We start from the raw sequence: 20589 nt of genomic DNA on the forward strand, positions 1-20589 counted from the left end.
CTCCGTCTTTGCGAGCGCAGCGAAGCAACCCAGGGCAGCGGGCCCTTCCCGACCGTAGCGCATCCCTGGATTGCTTCGCTGCGCCCGCAATGACGGACGCGCTCACATCTCCTCGTCGGCGTAGCGGGCCTGCTGCCGCCCGCGCTGGCCGGATCCCCGCCGCGGCGCGCCCGCGCTGATCCCCGCCACCAGGTCGGCGATGTGGCGGAGCGTCTCCACGGAGAGCGCCTTCTCGCCCTCGCCGCGGCCCTGCGGGATCAGCGCCTTGGCGAAGCCGAGCTTCTGCGCCTCCTTCAGCCGGGAGCCGGCCTGCGCCACGGGCCGGATCGCCCCCGACAGGCCGATCTCGCCGAAATAGACCGTCTCGGGCGGCAGCACGGCCCCCGACAGCGACGAGACCAGGGCGGCGGCGACCGCGAGGTCGGCCGCCGGCTCGGTGATGCGCAGGCCGCCCGCCACGTTCAGGTAGACGTCGTGGCTGCCGAGCCGGATGCCGCCGTGGGCCTCCAGCACGGCGAGCACCATCGACAGCCGGTTCGGGTCCCACCCGACCACGGCGCGCCGCGGCATGCCGAGCGAGGAGGGCGCCACCAGCGCCTGGATCTCCACCAGCAGCGGCCGCGTGCCTTCCATGCCGGCGAAGACCGCGGTGCCCGCCGCCTGATGGTCGCGGCCCGCCAGGAACAGGGCTGAGGGATTCGGCACCTCGCTGAGGCCCGCGTCGGTCATCTCGAACACGCCGATCTCGTCGGTGGGCCCGAACCGGTTCTTCACGGCGCGCAGGATGCGGAAATGGTGGCCCTGGTCACCCTCGAAGGAGGCGACCGCGTCGACCATGTGCTCCACCACGCGGGGACCGGCGATCTGCCCGTCCTTGGTGACGTGGCCGACCAGGATCACCGCCGTGCCGGTGGTCTTGGCGAAGCGGATCAGCGCCTGCGCGGAGGAGCGCACCTGCGTGACCGTGCCGGGGGCCGATTCCACCGTCTCGGTCCACATGGTCTGGATCGAGTCGATGATCGCGAGCGCGGGCGGGCGCCCCTGGCTCAGGGTCTCGACGATGTCCTCGACGTTGGTCTCGGCGGCGAGCTGGACCGGGCGCGCGCTCAGGCCCAGCCGCTCGGCCCGCAGGCGCACCTGCCCGACCGCCTCCTCGCCCGAGATGTAGGCGACCCGCTCGCCCGTGCCCGCCATGGCGGCCGAGGCCTGCATCAGCAGGGTCGACTTGCCGATGCCGGGATCGCCGCCGAGCAGGATCACCGAGCCGCGCACGAAGCCGCCCCCGGTCACCCGGTCGAGCTCGCCGATCCCCGAGGGGATGCGCGGCGCCTCCTTGGCCTCGCCGGTCAGGCCCTCGAGGGGGAAGACCCGGCCGCGGTTGCGCGACGGCCGGGTCGCGGCGGGACCCGACTGGCCGGGCGCCGAGGGCGCCTCCTCGACGATCGTGTTCCAGCCGTTGCAGGCCTCGCAGCGCCCGCGCCAGCGGTTGTAGACCGCCCCGCAGGACTGGCAGACGAAGGTCTGGTGGATCTTGGCCATTCGGGTCCGGGCGCCGGCCGTCCGGCGTTTCAGGGGGAGTCGCGTCAGCCTACATAAGTTCGAACATACCGAGAACCCAGCCCGGTCAGGATCTCGTACCCGATCGTGCCGGCGGCGCGGCCGACCGCGTCGATGTCGAGGCTGTCGCCGATCAGCACCGCCTCCGCGCCGCGCCGGGCCGCGGGTGCCGCCGTGACGTCGAGGATGATCAGGTCCATGGAGACGAGGCCCAGGATCGGGCACGGGACGCCGCCGACCAGCGCGTGGCCGCGGCCACTGATCGCCCGGGGGACGCCGTCGGCGTAGCCGAGCGAGAGCGTCGCCAGCCGGCTCGGCGCGGCGGCGGTCCAGCGGCCGTTATAGCCCGCGGTGGCACCGGCCGCGACGCCGCGCACCTGCGCGATCGCCGCCTCCAGCCGCACCACCGGGCGCATCGGGTTCGCGGCGCCCGGCGTCGGGTTGCCGCCGAACAGGGCGTAGCCCGGCCGCAGCAGATCGTGCCGGGCCCCGTCGAGGAAGATTCCCGACGAGTTCGCCAGCGAGGCCCGGAGCCCGGGATAGGCGGCCCGGACCCGCGCGAAATCGGCGATCTGCCGGGCGTTGACCGGGTCCTCCGGCTTCTCGGCGCTGACGAAGTGGCTGAGGAGCAGGTCGATCCCGGCCGCCGCGATCCGCGCGTCCCCGGCTAGGTCCAGCGCCTCGGGCACCGACAGGCCGAGCCGGTTCATGCCGGTATCGACGTGGAGCGCCGCGGGCGGCCGGTTCCCCGGGAACGCTGCCCAGTCCGACAGCTCCTCGACGCTGCCGAGCACCGGGCGCAGACCGTGGGCCGCGAAGGCCGCCGCGGCGCCCGGGGGCAGGCCGTTCAGCACGTAGATCGCGGCCTCCGGCAGGGCGGCCCGGGCGGCGACGCCCTCGGACAGGTGCGCGACGAAGAAGGTCCGGCAGCCGGCGGCCCACAGGGCCGGCCCGACGCGGCCGACGCCGCAGCCGTAGGCGTCGGCCTTCACCACGGCGGCGCAGTCGGCGCCTGCGCCGCGGGCCGCCAGGATCCGCCAGTTGGCCGCGATCGCCCCGAGGTCGATCGTCAGCCGGGCGCCGTGGGCGCCGATCTCCGTCACAGGTCCGGCCTCGGACACGCGGAACGCCTCCATCCATTCGCCACCGGGAGTCCGGACGCGCGGACCGGACCCCGGGCGCGACCCATAGCACCGGGACGGTGCCCGGGTGGAGCCGGGCATTCCGCGCGGCGGCGCGCGCCACGGTGATCGGCGCGTCCGATGCACGGTCTGATGCACGGACGGCACAGGCGCGCGATCAGGCGGGCGCGCCAGGGTGACGGCCGAGGTCGGGCTTGGTATAAATCCGCCGCGGCCCGGGGGAGCCGCACGGCCGACGCGCTATCCCCGCGGGTACCAAAAAGCTCAACGATGCCGTTTACCGTCCTGGATCTCGCCGTGCTCGGCATCGTCGCGGTCTCCGCGCTGCTCGCGGCCGTGCGTGGTGTGACCCGCGAGGTCCTGGCGATCGTCGCCTGGGTGGCGGCCGCCGCGGTCGCGTGGACGCTCCACCCCATGCTGCTGCCCACCGTGAAGCAGCACGTGAACAGCGACACCGTGGCGCTCGTCGCCTCGATCGCGGCGATCTTCCTCGGCACCCTGATCGTCGTGTCGATCATCACGGTGAAGATCTCCGACGTCGTGCTCGACTCGCGGATCGGCGCGGTCGACCGCTCCCTCGGCTTCCTGTTCGGCGCGGCCCGCGGCTTCCTGATCTGCGTGATCGGCTGGGTGTTCCTGTCGTGGCTGGTGCAGGGCAAGGTGCCGGACTGGGCCGCCCAGGCCCGCACGCGCCCGATGCTGGAGAAGTCCGGCGACGCCCTGGTGGCGCAGCTGCCCGAGAATCCGGAAGGCTTCCTCAAGCAGTTCAAGAAGCCGAAGACCGGCGCGCCGCCGAGCGATTCCGCCGACGCCCCGGCCGAGACCGACGCGGCGCCGCAGCGCCGGACCGAGACCGCGCCGACCCCGACGCGACGCTGATCTGCGGTATTCGCCGTAGGTCTTGTCGCGCGGAACGCCTAGATAGCGGTTCCGGTGGTGTACGGATTGCTTCCGCGACGACCGGCGCGCCGGCCCGTCGCCGCCGGGATCTGTGAGTGATCGACAGCCCCATGTCACACGCCGCCGCCTCCACCGACACCTTCGATCTCGATCTTGACGGCGACACGCTCCGCGAGGAGTGCGGCGTCTTCGGCATCTTCGGCCATCCGGACGCCTCGGCGATCGTCGCGCTCGGCCTGCACGCCCTGCAGCACCGGGGCCAGGAGGCGGCCGGCATCGTCTCCTTCGACGGCTCGGTGTTCCACTCCGAGCGCCGCCCCGGCCTCGTCGGCGATTCCTTCTCGGACGGCGACACGATCGCCCGCCTCAAGGGCCGCGCCGCCATCGGGCACGTGCGCTACTCGACCACCGGCGGCACGATCCTGCGCAACGTCCAGCCGCTCTTCGCCGAGCTCGCCAGCGGCGGCCTCGCGGTCGCCCACAACGGCAACCTCACCAACGCCCTGTCGATCCGCCGCGACCTCGTGCGCGACGGCGCGATCACGCAGTCGACCTCCGACACCGAGGTGATCCTGCACCTCGCGGCCCGCTCGCGGAAGCCGCGGATCATCGAGCGGTTCATCGACGCCCTGCAGGCGATTCAGGGCGCCTACGCGATCGTGGCGCTGACCAACAAGAAGCTGATCGGCGCCCGCGACCCGCTGGGCATCCGCCCGCTGGTGCTGGGCGAACTCGACGGCCGCTACATGCTGGCCTCCGAGACCTGCGCGCTCGACATCATCGGCGCCCGCTTCGTGCGCGACATCGAGAACGGCGAGATCGTGGTGATCTCCGAGGAGGGGATCGAGTCGATCCGCTTCGCCGACGCCGTGCCGATGCGGCCCTGCATCTTCGAGTACATCTACTTCGCCCGGCCGGACTCGGTGGTGAACGGCAAGAGCGTCTACGCGGTGCGCAAGGCGATCGGCCGGGAGCTGGCCCGCGAGGCCGCGGCGCCCGCCGACATCGTCGTGCCGGTGCCGGATTCCGGCGTCCCGGCGGCGCTCGGCTTCTCGCAGGAGACCGGGATCCCGTTCGAGATGGGCATCATCCGCAACCACTATGTCGGCCGGACCTTCATCCAGCCGACCCAGTCGGTGCGCGAGCTCGGCGTGCGGATGAAGCACTCGGCCAACCGCGCGGCGATCGAGGGCAAGAGCATCGTCCTCGTGGACGACAGCCTCGTGCGCGGCACGACCTCGGTGAAGATCGTCCGGATGATGCGCGAGGCCGGCGCCGCGGAGGTGCATTTCCGGATCGCCTCGCCGCCGATCACCTACCCGGACTTCTACGGGATCGACACGCCCGAGCGGGAGAAGCTGCTCGCCGCGACCCACGATCTCGAGGCCATGCGCAAGTATATCGGCGCCGATTCGCTGGCCTTCCTGTCGATTCCCGGCCTCTACCGGGCGATGGGCGAGGAGGCGCGCAACGCGGCCTGCCCGCAATACACCGACCACTGCTTCACGGGCGACTACCCAACGGGCCTGACCGACCTGTCCATCGCCGGCCCGAAGCGCTTCGCCATGCTGGCCGAGGCCGACTGACAGGATCCGGCCGTTTCGCGCGATCGGGCATCCCCTGCGCGCGGAAATGCGCTAGGTCCTCGCCATGGCTGAGTCTCAGAGAATCCTGGAAGGCCGCGTCGCGGTCGTCACCGGCGCGTCCCGCGGCATCGGGCGCGCCGCCGCCCTCGCGCTGGCCGGGGCCGGCGCGCACGTCATCGCGGTGGCCCGGACCGTGGGCGCCCTCGAGGAGCTCGACGACGCGATCCGCGCCGCCGGCTCCAGCGCCACCCTGGTGCCGTTCGACCTCGCCGACTACGACGCCATCGACCGCCTCGGCGCGGCGATCAACGAGCGCTGGAAGCGCCTCGACATCCTGGTCGCCAATGCCGGCATCCTCGGCGCGCTCATGCCGATCGGCCACATCACCCCGAAGATCTGGGGGCAGGTGATGGACGTGAACGTCACCGCCAACTGGCGCCTGATCCGCTCCCTCGACCCGCTGCTGCGCATGTCGGACGCGGGCCGCGCGATCTTCGTCTCGTCGGGGGCGGCCTCGAAGTGCCGGCCCTACTGGGGGCCCTACTCGGTCTCGAAGGCGGCGCTGGAGGCCCTGGTGCGGACCTACGCGGCCGAGAACGAGAGCACGGCGATCCGGGCCATGCTGCTCAATCCCGGCCCCCTGCGGACCGGCATGCGCCGCTCGGCCATGCCCGGCGAGGACCCCGAGACCCTCCGGACGCCCGAGGAGCTCGCCCCCCATTTCGTGCGGCTCGCGGCGCCGGACTGGGCCGAGACCGGCAAGCTCTACGATTTCCCCACCGACCGGGTGCTGAGTTTCCGCGCACCCGAGTGAGCCCCTGCGCTGCTATTCGAACGCACATCCCACCGCCTGCCTCATCCTGAGGTGCCGGAGCGAAGCGGAGGCCTCGAGAGAACGGCCCGGAGGTCGCGCGATCCCTGGAGCCCTCCTTCGCGGTCCGCTCGCGCGGGCATCTCGGGATGAGGGGTTGTATGGGACGGGCCTGATCTTCCTCTCTGAGTTCATCACGATGATCGACGTCCGCTGCATCTGCGCGATCGGCCTGCGAGGCCAGCTCGGCCTCAACGGCCACCTGCCCTGGGAGGGCAACACCGACCCGCTCTTCGTGGAGGACGTCACGCGCTTCTTCGCCCTCACCATGGGCCACGTGCTGATCGCCGGGCCGAAGACGGTGGCCTCGGTACCCGAATTCGCCTTCAAGGACCGCACCATCGACGTGATCCGCAGCCACGAGGATCCGGAGGCGGTGCTCAAGCGCTATCCCGGGCGGCGGATCTTCGTCGGCGGCGGGATCGCGGTGTGGAACGTCTACGCGCGGTACATCCAGAACTGGGACATCACGCGCCTGCCCTACGACGGCGAGGCCGACCGCTGGTTCGACCCCGCCTGGCTGGTCGGCGGGCCGCTGCGGACGCCCTGAGCGGCACCTTCCTGCGGGCCGGCGCGTTGGCGCACGCGTCGCGTTTCCGGAGACCACGATGAGCGCCCCCAGCTACCGCTTCGGCATCGAGGAGGAGTACTTCCTGGCCGATGCCGAGACCCGGGGGACGCCGCGGGGCGACCTCGCCGCCTTCCACGCGCGGGTCAAGGCGGAGCTCCCCGAGACGGGCCGCGAGCTGGTCGCCGCGCAGGTCGAGGTCTGCACGCCGCCGCTCACCGACGCGGCGGCCGCCCGCGACAACCTCGGCGGCCAGCGGGCGCAGCTCGCCGGGATCGCGGCCGAGAACGGCCTCCGGCTGCTGGCCTGCGGCACGCACCCCCTCGCGCGCTGGTCGCGCCAGACCGCCACCGACGGCGCGCGCTACAAGGGCATCCTGTCGGATGTCGGCATCGCGGCGCGGCGGGCCCTGATCTGCGGCATGCACGTCCACGTCCAGGTTCCGGACCCCGACGCCCGGGTCGACCTGATGAACCGGCTGCTGCCGTTCCAGCCGCTGCTGCTCGCGCTGTCGGCCTCCTCGCCGTTCTGGCAGGGCGAGGCGACGGGCCTGCGGGCCTACCGGCTCAGCGTCTTCGGGGAATTGCCGCGCACCGGCCTGCCGGAACTGTTCACTGACTCGGACGCCCACGCGCGGTTCGTCGCCATCATGACCCGGTCGGGCGCCATCGCGGACGCGAGCTTCCTGTGGTGGTCGCTGCGGCCCTCCATCAAGTTCCCGACCCTGGAGCTGCGCATCGCCGACGCCTGCACGCGCCTCGACGATTCGCTCTGCGTCGCCGCGCTGTTCCGCTGCCTCGTACGCCTGTGCGCGCGCCGGCCGGACCTCCATGCCGGGCTCGACGGCGTCTCGCGGGCGCTGGCCTCGGAGAACCTCTGGCGCGCCCAGCACAGCGGCGTCGCCGCGTCCCTGATCGACGAGGCGCGCGGCGAGGCCGTGCCGTTCGCCGAGGCGCTGGAGGCGGTGCTCACGCTGGTGGCCGAGGACGCGGACGCTCTCGGCTGCGCGGCGGACGTGGCCCGCGCGCGGGCGATCGTGGCCGAGGGGACCAGCGCGGACGGGCAGATCGCGGCCTACGAGGCCGCGCTCGCCGCGGATCAGGACGAGCGCGCCGCGCTGGCGGCCGCGGTGGACTGGATCGCCGACGCGGCGCGCTGAGCACTGCCGCATCCGCGCCGTCATCACGAGCGGAGCGACGTGACCCGGGGTGCCGCGACCTCGACCAGCGCGGCGCGACACTGGGTTGCTTCGCTCCGCTCGCAAGGACGACAGGAGCTCGGATCAGCCCTTGTCGAACGGGTTCTGCGAGGTGCGCAGGGACAGGCGGATCGGCGTGCCCGGCAGGTCGAACGCCTCGCGCAGGCCGTTCACGAGGTAGCGCGTGTAGGATTTCGGCAGGGCGTTGAGCTGGTTGCCGAACAGCGCGAAGTGCGGTGGCCGGCTCTTCACCTGGGTAGCGTAGCGGATCTTGATCCGCCGGCCCGACACCGCCGGCGGCGGGTTGCGGGAGGTGGCCTCGTTCAGCCAGTCATTGATGCGCGAGGTCGAGACGCGCCGGTCCCAGACCTCGGCGGCCTGCACCACCGCCTGCATCAGCTTGTCGACGCCGTCGCCGGCGAGACCCGAGAGCGGCACGACACCGACGCCGCGCACCTGCGGCAGCAGCCGGGTGCAATCCTCGCGGAGCTGCTTGAGCAGGCCCGGCTGGTCGGCGACCAGATCCCACTTGTTGAGGCCGATCACCAGGGCGCGGCCCTCGCTCTCGACGAGGTCGACGATGGTGAGGTCCTGCTTCTCGAACGGGATCGTCGCGTCGAGGAGCACCACCACCACCTCGGCGAAGCGCACCGCGCGCAGGCCGTCCGAGACCGCGAGCTTCTCCAGCTTGTCGTCGATCCGGGCGCGGCGGCGCATCCCGGCGGTGTCGTGCAGCTTGATCCGCCGCCCGCGCCACTCCCAGTCCAGGGAGATCGAGTCGCGGGTGATGCCGGCCTCGGGGCCGACGAGCAGCCGGTCCTCACCGAGCATGTTGTTGATCAGGGTCGACTTGCCGGCATTCGGGCGGCCCACGATCGCGACCTTCAGGGCGCGGCCGCCGGGGGCGTCGTCGTCGGCTTCCTCGTCCTCGTCGCGCTGGGGCAGGGCGCCCTTGAGCGCCTCGTGCAGCTCGCCCAGGCCCTCGCCGTGCTCGGCGGAGAACGGGATCGGGTCGCCGAGCCCGAGGGTGAAGGCCTCGTAGGCGCCGGCGAGGCCGGCGCCGCCCTCGGCCTTGTTGGCGATCAGGATCACCGGGCAGCCGGCGCGGCGCACCAGCTCGGCGAAGGGCTGGTCGGCCGGAAGCACGCCGGCGCGGGCGTCGATCACGAACAGGACCACGTCGGCGGCGAGGATCGCCGCCTCGGTCTGCATCCGCATCCGGCCCGTGAGGGTCTTCTCGTCGGCCTCTTCCAGGCCGGCGGTGTCGATCACCCGGAACTGGAGGCCGCCGAACGCGACGTCGCCCTCGCGCCGGTCGCGGGTCACGCCCGGGCGGTCGTCGACCAGCGCGAGCTTCTTGCCCACGAGGCGGTTGAACAGGGTCGACTTGCCGACGTTCGGCCTCCCGACGATCGCGACGGTCGGCATATCCATGGTGGTTCTCGAGACAGTCCGGACGATGAAATCAGCGCGTGATCGGCGGCGGCGGCGCGGCGGGCTCGGGCTTGGCCGCGGTCACCGTCACGGGACCGCCCGCCACGATCGCCGCGTAGACCTCGATCCGCTCGCGCAGGTTCCGTGGCGTGTCGGGATCGGCCACGATCTGGTCGAACCAGCGGCTGGCGTCCTCGTAATCGCCCTTCTTCAGGGCGGCGAGGCCCAGCATCTCGCGGGCGGTGTGGCGGAACGGGGTCCCGGCCGCGAGGCCCTGGAGGTTGGCGAGCGCCGGATCCGGGTTCTGCCCGTCGAGGCGCAGCAGCGCGGCGCGCAGGCGCGCGAGGTCGCGCAGGCCGTCGCCGAGGCCGGTATCGTCGGCGAGCTTGTCGAACTCCGCGGCCCCGGCCGCCGGGTCGCGCTTGCCGGTCTCCGCCGCGGCGCGGAACCGGGCGAGCAGGCGGTAGCCGGCCGGACCCTGCGCCTCGAGGGCGTCGAAGGCCTTGTCGGCCTCCGCGACCTTGCCGTCCTTGGCGAGGCGGTTGGCGTCGTCGAACTGCACCGAGGCCACCTCGGCCGCCGCGCGCTGCTGGGCCTGCCAGTAGCGCCAGCCCGCGACGCCCGCCACCAGGAGCACGGCGAGCGCGATGATCACGCCGCTGTAGCGCTTCCAGATCTGGAGGATCCGGTCGCGGCGGTAATCCTCGTCGACTTCGCGGAGGAACTCGTTGTTCTCGGCCATTCTATCCCGGCCCGCATGATCTCAGCGGGCCACCTCGTCGCGTTCGGGCCCCGCGCCTAACACACGGGCGCCGGGTTGGCGACAGGCCATGTCTCGGGGCCGCCTCGTGTGTCGTCTCGGGGGGCGGCTCAGGCCGGGGTGCCCGGCCAGACCGGCACGCCGATCACCGGGTAGTGCAGGTAGCGGGCGAAGACGAACCACGCGGCCGTGCCGATCACCAGGGCCAGGACGTCGTTGCGCCATCCCAGCGGGGCCGCCGCCGGACCGCCGTGCTGGGCCGCGACCGCCCCCGGGGCGAGATTCCGGCGCTTGGCGCTGATCCGGGCGGTCACCGCCCAGGCGAGGAAGCCGCCGAACAGCAGCATCGAGCCGAGATCGCCGTTGGCGAGGAGGTGCGCCGTCGCCCAGATCTTCACGGCGAGCAGCATCGGGTGCTTGGCCTTGGCGCGGATGTGGCCCGGCAGGTAGGCGGCCGCGAGGCACACGAAGGCGGCCCAGACCAGCGTCAGGGCGAGGTGGCGCGTCCAGACCGGCGGGTCCCAGACCGGGATGTAGCCGGCGAGCCGGTAATCGTGGAAGCCGATCCCGATCAGCACCAGTCCGAGCAGCGACAGGGCGGTGTAGCCGAGCTTGTAGCGGCCCTCGCCGATCCGGCCGACGATCGCGGCGCGGCGGGTGCGGGCCATCGAGAAGGCGTGGGTGCCGAGGAACAGCACCAGCCCGAGGATCAGGAGAACCATGGATGACTTTCGGTCGGGCCGCGCGGTCGGTCGGCGGCAAGCACTCTGTAACGGTTCTCAAGCGAATCTCCGCCTGTTTGTCCAGGCGCGGCCGGGACGCAGCCGGATGGCGACCATGGGCTGGGCGGACGGGATCGCCGGACGGACGCGCGCCGCGCGCCCAACCGGCTCCGGGACGGCGGCGCGCCGGATCCTGCCGACGCTTTCCCTGGCGCTCCCCCTGGCGCTATCCCTGGCGCTCCTCGCGCGCGTTGCCGCGGCCGCGCCCGAGCCGCCGCTGTCGGCGCTGACGCTGGTCGGGCCGCCCGCGCTCGTCTTCAAGGCGGGGCGCGACGCCTGCGACGGCGCCGACGTGCCCGACGCGCCGGCGCGCGCCTTCCGGGACGCGTCGGGCGCGGTGGCGCTCTACGGGATGCATTACCGCAACCGGGCGCTGCGCGGTCCCGACCTCGAGCATCTCAAGATCGACTGCGCGGTGGTGCTCGATTCGGGCGAGAAGCCCGACCCGGCCGCCTACGACGACCGCTCCTGGATCACCGCCACCTGGACCGAGGACGGGAGCCGCGTGGCCGCGCTCCTCCACCACGAGTACCAAGCCAACGAACATCCCGGCCGCTGCCCGGCGGCCAGCTACATGGCCTGCTGGTACAACACGATCACGGCCGCCGCCTCGACGGATGGCGGCCGCAGCTTCAAGCGGCAGAGCCCGCCTGTCGTGGTCGCCGGGGCGCCGTTCCGGCAGGAGATCGACCAGGGCCGCCACCGCGGCTTCTTCAACCCGTCGAACATCGTCGCGGACGGGACGTGGCGGTACTTCCTCGCCTCGACCACCGGCTGGACCCGACCGGGCAGCGGTCAGGAGGCCGGGGTCTGCCTGTTCCGCAGCGACGACCCGGCCGATCCGACCCGCTGGCGGGCCTGGACCGGCACCGGCTTCAACGCCGCCTTCCCGGACCCCTACCGCGCTGCCCGCCCGAACACGGCGACCTGCCGGCCGGTCGGGCCGTTCCCGGGCCCGGTCGGCGCCGTCGTTCGACACCGCGGCACGGGCGCCTGGATCGCCGTGTTCATGGCCAAGGCGGGGGAGGGCTTTCCCCGGTCGGGCTTCTACTGGACCACCTCCCGCGACCTGATCACCTGGGACAGCCCGCGCCTGCTGCTCGAGGGCGCAACCCTCTACGACGACCCGTGCGCGGCGACGGCGCCGCTCCTCGCCTACCCGTCGCTGCTCGACCCGGACGCGCGCGGCCGCAACTTCGACGACGTCGGCGACCGGGCGCTGCTGACCTACGCGAGCCTGCGCACGGAGGGCTGCACTATCACCTCCGACCGCGACCTGCTGCGCCGCCCGGTGGCGATCCGCGTCTGGCCCTGATCCCGCTCGACCGGCGCGGCCCCGCCGCGCGGAACAGCTTCCCGAGCCTCGGCCGCATCCCGTCCGACCGGACCGCGGCGGCCGACGTGGCGGAGGCCGAGGCGACGATCGCCGCGTCCTACCAGACGCGGCTCTACTGAGGCGGCCGGCCGAGTGCCACCGTGTAGGACGGGCCGGCCGCGACGGAGCGCCCCGGGAGGCCGATCCGCTGGCAGAGCACGGTGCCGAGGGTGACGCTCAGCATCAGCACGGTCGCGGAGAGCAGGAGCGTGGTCGCCCGGGCATAGGCGCGACCGGCATGGATCAGCAGGCAGCCGAACGCGAAGATCGCGACGGCCTGGAACAGGTGCTGCACGGGCGACGTCCTCTCTGGCGGCGGACGCGCGGTCCGGGCCGGCCGGGATCGAGCGCCATCGTCTCCGAGCGGCGTGAAAACGCGGTTAACGTCGGGTATAGCTGGCTCCGGAGTCGCCCGCTCGGAGAGGAATCCGCATGTCGCGTTCGAGGGTTCCGGAGGCGCAGAGCCGCCCCGACGGGACGGGGGTGATCCCGTCCCACGACATGGCGATCCTGGGATCGGGCGCCGTCGGCGCGGGGGCGATCGGGGCGTCGGCCCTGGGCGCGCTGGCCCTCGGGGCCGCGGCCCTCGGCGTCGTGGCAGTCGGCGCCTTCGCGATCGGCCGCCTCTCGGTGGGCCGCGCCCGGGTCGGCACCCTGGAGGTCGGCTCGCTGGAGATCGACACGCTCACGGTGCGGTCGGTGCGGATGCCGGACCGCGGCTGAGCCGCGGCGCCGGGGACCGGCGCCGGGAGGAATGCGAGGAGGGGAGCGATGACCGATCGGAAACCGCCCTTCCGGCCCGCGGACGCGGTCGACGCCCTCGGCGAGGTCGAGGGCGATTTCGTCCTGCCGCTCTGCCTGCCCGGATCCAACCTGCTGATCGGCGAGGACCTCGCCATGCTGGTCCTCGACACGATCCACGGGCAGCGGGTCGGCCTGCCGCTGAGCCAGCAAGGCGCGGCTGACCTCCACGCGGTCCTGGGCGAGGCCCTGCGGCTGCTGCAGGCGCGGGACCGCGGCCCCATCCAGTAGGGCGCGCGCCGGCGAAAGGCTTCGTTGAGGCGGCCGGGATAGACAGGTCCCGGTTCCTCTCCGTGGCGGCCGATGCGCGCTCCGTTGCTTCTCCTGCTGCTGACCTGCGCCGCCCCCGCGCAGGCCCGGCCCGCCACCTTCCTGGCGGTGCACGCCGTCGGCATGGCCTCGCTGCCGCCGGTCCCGCCCGCGCCTGCGGCCGTGCCCGCGCCCGCACCGGTCGCCGCCGACGCCCGCGCCCGCTACCTGCCGCTCATCGCCCGCGAGGCCGCCGGCACCGGCCTGCCCCTCGCGGTGGCCGACGCCGTCGCGCGGATCGAGAGCGGCTACGATCCCACCGTCGTCGGCAGCGTCGGCGAGGTCGGTCTGATGCAGGTCCGCCCGACCACCGCGGCGATGCTCGGCTTCCGCGGCACCGTCGCCGAGCTGGCGTCGCCGGAGATCAACGTCCGCTACGGCGTCCGCTACCTCGCCGAGGCGTGGCGCCGGGCCGACGGGGACCTCTGCCGCGCCCTGATGAAGTACCGGGCCGGCCACGGTTCGGAGGCGATGTCGCCGCTGTCGCAGCTCTACTGCGCCCGCGCCCAGGCGATCCTCGGCAACCCGGAGGCGCGCGTCGTCCGGGTGAGCGCCCGCGTGGCCGCGCCGGACCGCCTCGCCGCGCGGCCGACGGGCCCCGTCCAGCGGACCCGCGTCGCCGCCGTCCCGGCGAAGCCGATGTCGTTCTGGGAGGCGCACCGGGCGCGCATCGCCCGGCTCAACGCCGCCGTGGTGTCGCGCTGGCGGGCCCGCGGCTGGTCGGCCGCGCCCGACGGGTCCTCCGGCGAGCCGGCCGGCGGCTAGCGCCCCTCACGCCTCGGCTTCGGCCTCCGGCCCGTCCGAGCGCGCGCCGCGGGCGACCTCGCGCATCGCCGTGTCCGGGAGCGGCCGCTGGAGCCGGAGCGCCTCCGCGGTCGGCGCCTCCAGCCACGTCGCCCATTCCTCCGGCTTCGTGAGCAGGACCGGCATGGCCTTGGGATGGACCGGCCCGACGACGCCGTTCGCCTCGGTGGTCAGGAAGGCGAAGAGCCGGTGCTCCGCGGCGACCCGGTCGGGGTTCTCGCGCTTCGTGCCGCGCACGCCGGTCCAGGGCCGCCAGATCCCCGCGAAGGCGAAGAGCGGCCGGTCCTCGTCGAGGGCGAACCAGACGGGCGTCTTGCGCGGCTTGGTGTCGGCGTACTCGCTGAAGGCGGTGACCGGCACGAGGCAGCGGTGGGCGACGCCGAGCCAGGGCCGCCAGTGCGGGCTCGCGGCGTTGCGCACGTTGGTGATCGGGTGCTCGCCGAACGCCTTCGGGCCGGGCATGCCCCAGCGCATCATCGCGAGGTCGCGGCCAGTCGCGCCGTTCAGGACCACAGGCGCCAGCTGGTCGGGAAAGATAGCCGGCAACAGCGGGAGGTTTCCGGTGCGATCCTCCGCGATCTCGAAGGCCCGGCGCAGGTCCGCCGGGCCGGTCCGCAGGCTGTAGAGATTGCACATGGACACCCCGCGTGCTCGGTGAGCGCGTTGCCGGCTCTACACGCTTTCGGGACGCCGCGCCCAGCCCGGCGGAGAGGGGCGTCCCGGCCGATCGCCGACCGGGACGCCGCCGCCTCAGCTCAGGTGGAACACCACCTTCACGCAGCCGTCCTTCTTGTCGCGGAAGGTCTTGTAGAGGTCCGGGCCCTCCGCGAGATCCTGCGAGCGGTGGGTGATCAGGGAGGTCATGTCGATCTTGCCCTCCTGGATCAGCTTGGTCAGCGGCTCGAGGTAGCGCTTCACGTGCGTCTGGCCGCTCTTGAGGGTCAGGCCCTTCTGGACGATCGAGCCCATGTTGACCGGAATCGGGCCGCCGTAGACGCCCGGCACCGAGACGATCCCGCAGGGGCGGACCGCCTTGATGGCCTCGGCCAGCGCGTAGGGGCGCTCGGTGGCGGTGAGCTTCTCCTGCACCGTCGACAGCATGCCGGTGAGGCCGCCGTGGCCGGCGCTCGCCTCCATGCCGACGCAGTCGATCACGCCGTCGGCGCCCTGGCCCTTGGTGATCTCCTTGATCCGCTCGAACACGTCCTCGTTCATGAAGTCGATGACGTCGGTGGCGCCGGCCTTCTTGGCCAGGGCGATCCGCTCGGGCACGGTCTCGATGGCGATGATCCGCCCGGCCCCCATGATCTTCGCGGACTGGATCGCGAAGATGCCGACCGGGCCGGTGCCCCAGACCGCGATCGTCTCGCCGCCCCGGATCTCGCAGTGCTCGGCGCCCTGCCAGCCGGTGGGCAGGATGTCGGTAAGGAACAGGACGGATTCGTCGTCCATGCCGTCCGGCACCTTCATGGGCGCGACGTCCGCCATGGGCACGCGCACGTACTCGGCCTGGCCACCCGCGTAGCCGCCGGTGAGGTGCGAGTAGCCGAACAGGCCGGCCGTCGTGTAGCCGAACTGCGCGGCCGCCATCTCGGCGTTGCGGTTCGACCGCTCGCAGACCGAGAAGTTGCCGAGCTTGCACTGCCGGCATGCACCGCAATTGATGTTGAAGGGCACCACGATCCGGTCGCCCTTCTTGAACTTGGTGAAGCCCTGTCCGACCTCGACGACCTCGCCCATGAATTCGTGGCCGAGGACGTCGCCGCTCTTCATGGTCGGCATCAGGCCGTCCATCAGGTGCAGGTCCGAGCCGCAGATCGCGCAGCTCGTCACCTTGATGATGACGTCGCGGGAATCCTCGATGACCGGATCCGGGACCGTGTCGCAGCGGATGTCGTTGCGGCCGTGCCAGCACAATGCCTTCATGGCGTCGTCTCTCCGGAAGCTCTCGGGATTGCGGCCGTCTCGGCCGCTCTCCCGTAAAGCCCGCTTCGGCACGGCCAAGTTCCTGCGACGCCGTCCGGGCGACCGCGGCGAAGGGGTTTACGAATGTTTCACGTGAAACAGCCCCGTTCACCGTCGCTTTACGACTCGCGCCGGCCCGGTCCGGATCAGGCGATCCCGTCGATGCCGATGCCGAGCTGCTCGGGCCCCCGGAGCGACGCGCCCGGCCGGTAGGGCGGCGGATCGACCGCGAGCCGCGGGGCGACGAGGCGGCGGCTCAGCGCTACCAGGGCGATCTCGGCCTCGAGCCGCGCCAGGGGCGCGCCGACGCAGTAGTGCAGGCCCCCGCCGAAGCCGAAATGCTCGATGTCGCCCCGGTCGGGATCGAAGCGGTCGGGATCCGCGAACCGGTCGGGATCGCGGTTCGCGGCGGCGAACATCAGGATGACGGGTGCCCCCTTCGGGATCATCTCGCCGGCCACCGCGATCGCGCCGAGGGCCTTGCGGGTCCGGAAGTGCACTGGCGGCTCGTAGCGCAGGACCTCCTCGATCAGCCGCGGCGCCCGCTCCGGATCGGCCCGGAGCCGCTCCAGCTCCTCGGGGTGCCGGAGCAGGGTCAGCATGGCGTTGGTGATGAGGTTCACGGTGGTCTCGTGACCGGCGACCAGCAGCAGGACCGCCGTCGACAGGAGGTCGAAGTCGCTCATCTGCTTCCGGCCGTCCGGACCGGGGGCGGCAAGGCCGCTCAGCATGTCGTCGGCCGGGCGCCGCCGCTTCTCGCGGATGAGGTCGCGCATGTAGGCGGCGATCTCGTCGAAGGCGCCGACGATCTGGCGCCGGGTCGCGTCGTCGTGGCGCGCGTCCGGCTCGACGGCCGTGGCGAGCTGCGTCGCCCAGGCCTGGAACCGCGGCTCGTCCTCGCGCGGCACGCCGAGCAGCTCGCAGATCACCGTCACCGGCAGCGGGTAGGAGAGGTCGCTCACGAGACAGACCTCCCGCCGGTCCCGGCAGGCGTCGATCAGGCCGTCCACCTCCCGGGCGATCCGCGGCCGCAGCGCCTGAACCCGCGCGATCGAGAATTCCCGCATCACCAGACTGCGCAGCCGGTCGTGGTCCGGCGGATCGCGGAAGATGAACGGGCGGTGCGTGGCGCTGATGCGGTTCTTGATCGGGTTGAGGATCAGGTCCTTGAGCGGGTTGCCGGTGCGGGGCCGCCGCGGCGGCGGCAGATCCTCGGAGCTGAGCCGCGGGTCGAACAGCAGGCTGCGGATCGCCGCGTGCGTGGAGACGACGTAGCTGCCGTCGCGCTGGCGGGAGACCGGCTGCTGCCGCATCCGTCGATAGAGCGGGTACGGATCGGCCCGGTTGGCCGGATCCATCACGGCGGCGAACAGCGCGTCGTCAGACATGGACGGTCTCGGCGGAAGGCCGCGCCGGGGCGGCTCGGTGCGGCGGCGGGAAGCCCGGTGCCGCCATCTCGACGCGCGGCCGGTCGGTGGCGTCGGTGATCGGCGGGAACGGGTCGCCGGCCGTGATCGCCTCCGCGTAAGCTGGCAGCCAGCGGGCCTGATCGAACGAGACGGCCGCGATGCTGCGCCCGGCGCGGCCGTAGACGGCGAGGAAGCGCCGGGAGGCCCGCGAACCCTGCACCACCGCCACGGAATCGGCGCCGTCGGGGAGGCCGACCAGCTTGATGTTGATCCCGAACTGGCTCGACCAGAAGGCCGGCAGGTGGCCGTAGGGGCGCTGCTCGTCGGGCCCGGCCAGCATGTTGCTCGCGGCGTGGGCGGCCTGCTCGACGGCGTTGCCCCAGTGCTCCACGGCGATCAGGCGATTGCCGTAGAGCGGGATCGGCCACCGGGCGACGTCGCCCGCGGCGTAGATGTCCGGGCAGGGCACCCCGTCGGCGTCGAGGACCCGGCAGGCGGCGTCGCAGGTCACGCCGCCGGCATCGGCGCGCAGGCCCGCGCCCCGCAGCCAGCCCGTCGCCCGGGTCGCCCCAAGGGCGGCGATGACGAGGTTGGTCTCGACGGTGCTGCCGTCCGCCAGCCGGGCCCGGGCGACGTGCCCCGCCGCGTCGCCCTCGAACGCCCGCACCATCGTGCCGGGGCGGAACGTGGCGCCGGATTCGCGCAAACGCTCGGCGATCACGCCGCCGACGAAGGTCCCGAGACCGCGGGCGAGGGGCGCCGCGTTCGGATCGACCAGGGTCACGGGCAGGCCGAGGTCGCGCAGGCAGGAGGCCGCCTCGCAACCGATCAGGCCGCCGCCGACGATGAGCACCTGCCGCGGGCGCGCCAGCAGGGCGTCCCGCAGGGCGGCCGCGTCGTCGCGCCCGCGCAGGGTGAAGATGCCGGCGAGCCCGCCGCCGGTCTCGGCCGGCCAGGGCCGGGCCTCGGCGCCGGTGGCGATGAGCAGGGCCTCGTAGGCCAGCGCCGACCCGTCGGCGAGCCGGAGCGTGCGGGCTGCCCGGTCGAGGGCGACGGCCGGGCTCCCGAGACGCCAGCGGGCGCGCAGATCCGCCAGTTCCGGCAGCCGGGTCGCGTCGGCGGCGAGTTCCCCGGCGAGCACGTGCTTCGACAGGGGCGGCCGGTCGTAGGGCCGGTACGGCTCGGCGCCGACCAGCGTGAGCGGGCCGTCGTACCCGCCCCGCCGCAGCGTCTCGGCGCCGCGCAGGCCGGCGAGGGAGGCGCCGACCACGACGATGCCGGCGGGTTCGGCAGTCACGGCGCGTCTCCGTCGTCCGGGCCGGCCTGGAGGCTGATGGCGCGGACCGGGCAGGCCTGCACGGCCCGCTCGATGGCGCCGCGGCGATCGGCCGGCGGCGCGGGATCGTAGAACAGGATCTCGTGGCCGCGGATCGCGAAGGCGTCCGGCGCGGCGTAGCAGCACTGGGCGTAGCCCTGGCAGCGGTTGAGATCCACGACGACCCGGAGCGCCGCGGTGTCGGAGGTCGGCATCACGCCGACCTCGCCAGCCGGCGCGCGGTCCCGGCATCGGTCCCGGCGCGCGCGAGATCGTCCAGAGCCGTCAGGATCGACGCCATGGCGTCCCGGGCCGCGAAGGCGTCCCGCAGCGCCCCGGCGCGCGCCCGGAAGTCGGGCTCGCCGAGCACCCGCGCCACCGCGGCGCCGACCGCCTCCGGGGCCGGCGCGTTGGTCCCGAGGTTGATCCCGACGCCGGACCAGCCGATGCGCGCGTTCACCTCCGCCTTGTCCTCGGTCAGGCCGGCCGACACGATCGGCACGCCGGCGGCGAGCGCCTGCGAGACGCTGCCGTAGCCGCCGTTGGTCACCAGCACGCTCACCCGCGGCAGCAATTCGCGGAACGGCAGGAAGCACGACACCCGGGCGTTGGCCGGGACCGGAACCTTCAGCGCGTCTACCGGGCGGCCGCCGGTGGTGGCCAGGACCAGCAGATCGTCCCGGTCGGCCAGGGCGGTCAGGGTCGGCTCGACCAGCTCGCCGAAATCCGCGTTGGCCAGCGTGCCCTGGGTGACCAGCACGACGGGCCGGCCCGCCGCGTTCGCCGCCTCCAGATCGGGCCACCAGTCCGGGAGCGGCGCGGGCGGCGTCGGCGGATCGAGCAGGCCGATGAAGCGCAGGCCGGGCGGCAGGGCGCCGTACTCGTACTCGAAGCCCGGTACGGTCGGCTGCAGGAACAGGTCCGGCAGGACCACGATCGAGTGGGGCAGGGACGCCGGCAGGGGCGGCAGGCCGAGCGCGGCGAGCTTCGCGTCCGTGTAGGCCCGCACCGGGTTGACGAAGGCCGCGTCCATGCCGGCCTTCAGGGTCGCGTAGCGGACGAGATCGTCCCGGTCGCGGGCCGGCGGCAGGCCGAGGCCCACGGGCGCGCGGTCGGGCCGGTCGAGGAACAGGATGCTGACGTTGACGGTCACGATCGGCGGCCGCGGCGCGCTGTCGAGCAGCAGCGGCAGCGCGCCCAGGAACATGCTGCCGGCCAGGATCACGTCGGGCGCCTCGGCCGCGATCAGCGCCCGCAGGGCGGCGGCCTGAACTGGCATCGGATCCACGAACCGCCGCTCGAACTCGCGGCGGTAGCGCTCCGGGCCGGCCGGCAGCTCGGTCTCGCGGTACTCGGCCGCGTGGTTGTCCGCGTAGGGCGTGAAGCGCAGGCTCGCCGCTTCGACCTTCGGCCGGAAGGCCGGGTCGGTGAGCACGAGGACGTCGTCCCCCCGGGCTGCCGCCGTCCGACCGATGGCGAGGAGCGGGTTCACGTGGCCGGTGAGCGGCGTCGCGGCGATCAGGATCTTCATCACGGCCTCCTCGAGCGCCGCCGGTCGGGCCGGCGTCGCTCCTGCTCGGGTGCCGGCGCCTTCACGCGCGGGTGCCCCGTGGCCCCCGGCGCGCCGGACTCACAGGGGAAATCGCGGCCGGTCCAGCGCAGTTACACAACCCCAAGGTGCTTGGTGCGGCGCCGCACCATGGCATCCGGTTGAAGTCCGACGCAATATCGGAGTGTCACAGGCCACAGCGATCGTGCGGCCTGCCGGATCTCGGCGCGTCCACCGTTCGGATGACGCGTCACCGGCGCCCGA

21 protein-coding genes are annotated in these 20589 nt (G+C 73.2%); 9 read left to right on the forward strand and 12 right to left on the reverse strand.

Annotation, left to right across the window (positions count from 1 at the left end):
- Positions 1–102: 102 nt before the first annotated feature.
- Both radA and alr read right to left on the reverse strand, forming a co-directional pair.
- Positions 103–1539: a DNA repair protein RadA gene (gene radA, locus BM419_RS19070; RefSeq protein WP_091681792.1), complete on the reverse strand. Its 1437-nt coding sequence runs from the start codon at positions 1537–1539 to the stop codon at positions 103–105.
- Positions 1540–1583: 44 nt separating this feature from the next.
- Positions 1584–2693: an alanine racemase gene (alr, locus tag BM419_RS19075; RefSeq protein WP_139257076.1), complete on the reverse strand. Its 1110-nt coding sequence runs from the start codon at positions 2691–2693 to the stop codon at positions 1584–1586.
- A gap of 276 nt (positions 2694–2969) precedes the next feature.
- On the opposite strand from alr, the gene BM419_RS19080 reads away from it, so the two are divergent.
- The 5 genes from BM419_RS19080 to BM419_RS19100 all read left to right on the forward strand — a co-directional run bounded on the left by BM419_RS19080 (position 2970) and on the right by BM419_RS19100 (position 7783).
- The gene (locus tag BM419_RS19080; RefSeq protein ID WP_056523728.1) at positions 2970–3578 is read left to right on the forward strand and encodes a CvpA family protein; all 609 of its coding nucleotides are present in this window, start codon (positions 2970–2972) and stop codon (positions 3576–3578) included.
- A gap of 131 nt (positions 3579–3709) precedes the next feature.
- Entirely contained in the window at positions 3710–5185 is a 1476-nt protein-coding gene (gene purF, locus BM419_RS19085) for an amidophosphoribosyltransferase (RefSeq protein ID WP_091681890.1), read from the forward strand.
- A gap of 64 nt (positions 5186–5249) precedes the next feature.
- Complete coding sequence (locus tag BM419_RS19090) at positions 5250–5999, forward strand: SDR family NAD(P)-dependent oxidoreductase (protein ID WP_091927365.1); 750 nt, start codon at positions 5250–5252, stop codon at positions 5997–5999.
- A gap of 196 nt (positions 6000–6195) precedes the next feature.
- Positions 6196–6606: a dihydrofolate reductase gene (locus tag BM419_RS19095; protein ID WP_012320823.1), complete on the forward strand. Its 411-nt coding sequence runs from the start codon at positions 6196–6198 to the stop codon at positions 6604–6606.
- A 58-nt stretch (positions 6607–6664) separates the two neighbouring features.
- Entirely contained in the window at positions 6665–7783 is a 1119-nt protein-coding gene (locus BM419_RS19100) for a carboxylate-amine ligase (protein ID WP_091927366.1), read from the forward strand.
- Positions 7784–7906: 123 nt separating this feature from the next.
- Here the strand turns inward: BM419_RS19100 and der are convergent, their stop codons facing one another.
- From der to BM419_RS19115, 3 genes are all read right to left on the reverse strand, one after another.
- Positions 7907–9256: a ribosome biogenesis GTPase Der gene (gene der, locus BM419_RS19105; protein ID WP_020093798.1), complete on the reverse strand. Its 1350-nt coding sequence runs from the start codon at positions 9254–9256 to the stop codon at positions 7907–7909.
- A gap of 31 nt (positions 9257–9287) precedes the next feature.
- Complete coding sequence (locus BM419_RS19110) at positions 9288–9998, reverse strand: tetratricopeptide repeat protein (RefSeq protein ID WP_091927367.1); 711 nt, start codon at positions 9996–9998, stop codon at positions 9288–9290.
- A 128-nt stretch (positions 9999–10126) separates the two neighbouring features.
- Positions 10127–10738: an NnrU family protein gene (locus BM419_RS19115; RefSeq protein ID WP_091927368.1), complete on the reverse strand. Its 612-nt coding sequence runs from the start codon at positions 10736–10738 to the stop codon at positions 10127–10129.
- Positions 10739–10853: 115 nt separating this feature from the next.
- Here BM419_RS19115 and BM419_RS19120 point away from each other — a divergent pair, with 115 nt between their 5' ends.
- Entirely contained in the window at positions 10854–12113 is a 1260-nt protein-coding gene (locus tag BM419_RS19120; protein ID WP_244540800.1) for a hypothetical protein, read from the forward strand.
- A gap of 133 nt (positions 12114–12246) precedes the next feature.
- Here the strand turns inward: BM419_RS19120 and BM419_RS19125 are convergent, their stop codons facing one another.
- Positions 12247–12468: a hypothetical protein gene (locus BM419_RS19125; protein ID WP_091927369.1), complete on the reverse strand. Its 222-nt coding sequence runs from the start codon at positions 12466–12468 to the stop codon at positions 12247–12249.
- Positions 12469–12605: 137 nt separating this feature from the next.
- Here BM419_RS19125 and BM419_RS19130 point away from each other — a divergent pair, with 137 nt between their 5' ends.
- The 3 genes from BM419_RS19130 (at position 12606) to BM419_RS19140 (ending at position 14048) form a co-directional block, all read left to right on the forward strand.
- On the forward strand, positions 12606–12896 hold the full coding sequence (locus BM419_RS19130; RefSeq protein WP_175556328.1) for a hypothetical protein: 291 nt from the start codon (positions 12606–12608) through the stop codon (positions 12894–12896).
- A gap of 48 nt (positions 12897–12944) precedes the next feature.
- Positions 12945–13205, forward strand: coding sequence for a hypothetical protein (locus BM419_RS19135; RefSeq protein WP_020093792.1), 261 nt, complete (start codon positions 12945–12947; stop codon positions 13203–13205).
- A gap of 72 nt (positions 13206–13277) precedes the next feature.
- On the forward strand, positions 13278–14048 hold the full coding sequence (locus BM419_RS19140; RefSeq protein WP_091927370.1) for a lytic transglycosylase domain-containing protein: 771 nt from the start codon (positions 13278–13280) through the stop codon (positions 14046–14048).
- A 6-nt stretch (positions 14049–14054) separates the two neighbouring features.
- On the opposite strand, the gene BM419_RS19145 is transcribed toward BM419_RS19140, so the two are convergent.
- The 6 genes from BM419_RS19145 to BM419_RS19170 all read right to left on the reverse strand — a co-directional run bounded on the left by BM419_RS19145 (position 14055) and on the right by BM419_RS19170 (position 20307).
- Complete coding sequence (locus BM419_RS19145) at positions 14055–14723, reverse strand: SOS response-associated peptidase (RefSeq protein ID WP_091927371.1); 669 nt, start codon at positions 14721–14723, stop codon at positions 14055–14057.
- A gap of 114 nt (positions 14724–14837) precedes the next feature.
- Complete coding sequence (locus BM419_RS19150; protein WP_091927372.1) at positions 14838–16013, reverse strand: zinc-dependent alcohol dehydrogenase; 1176 nt, start codon at positions 16011–16013, stop codon at positions 14838–14840.
- Between the two features lie 185 nt (positions 16014–16198).
- Complete coding sequence (locus BM419_RS19155; protein WP_091927373.1) at positions 16199–17440, reverse strand: cytochrome P450; 1242 nt, start codon at positions 17438–17440, stop codon at positions 16199–16201.
- Positions 17433–18758, reverse strand: a complete 1326-nt coding sequence (locus BM419_RS19160; protein ID WP_091927374.1) for an NAD(P)/FAD-dependent oxidoreductase — start codon at positions 18756–18758, stop codon at positions 17433–17435. The genes BM419_RS19155 and BM419_RS19160 overlap by 8 nt, the downstream gene beginning before the upstream one ends.
- The gene (locus BM419_RS19165) at positions 18755–18991 is read right to left on the reverse strand and encodes a ferredoxin (RefSeq protein ID WP_091927398.1); all 237 of its coding nucleotides are present in this window, start codon (positions 18989–18991) and stop codon (positions 18755–18757) included. Before BM419_RS19165 ends, BM419_RS19160 begins: the two co-directional genes overlap by 4 nt.
- Positions 18991–20307 (reverse strand): glycosyltransferase, encoded by a 1317-nt coding sequence (locus BM419_RS19170; RefSeq protein ID WP_091927375.1) that lies wholly within the window; start codon positions 20305–20307, stop codon positions 18991–18993. Before BM419_RS19170 ends, BM419_RS19165 begins: the two co-directional genes overlap by 1 nt.
- Positions 20308–20589: the final 282 nt, after the last annotated feature.

This window comes from Methylobacterium sp. yr668 (genome assembly GCF_900116245.1).
GTDB lineage: Bacteria > Pseudomonadota > Alphaproteobacteria > Rhizobiales > Beijerinckiaceae > Methylobacterium.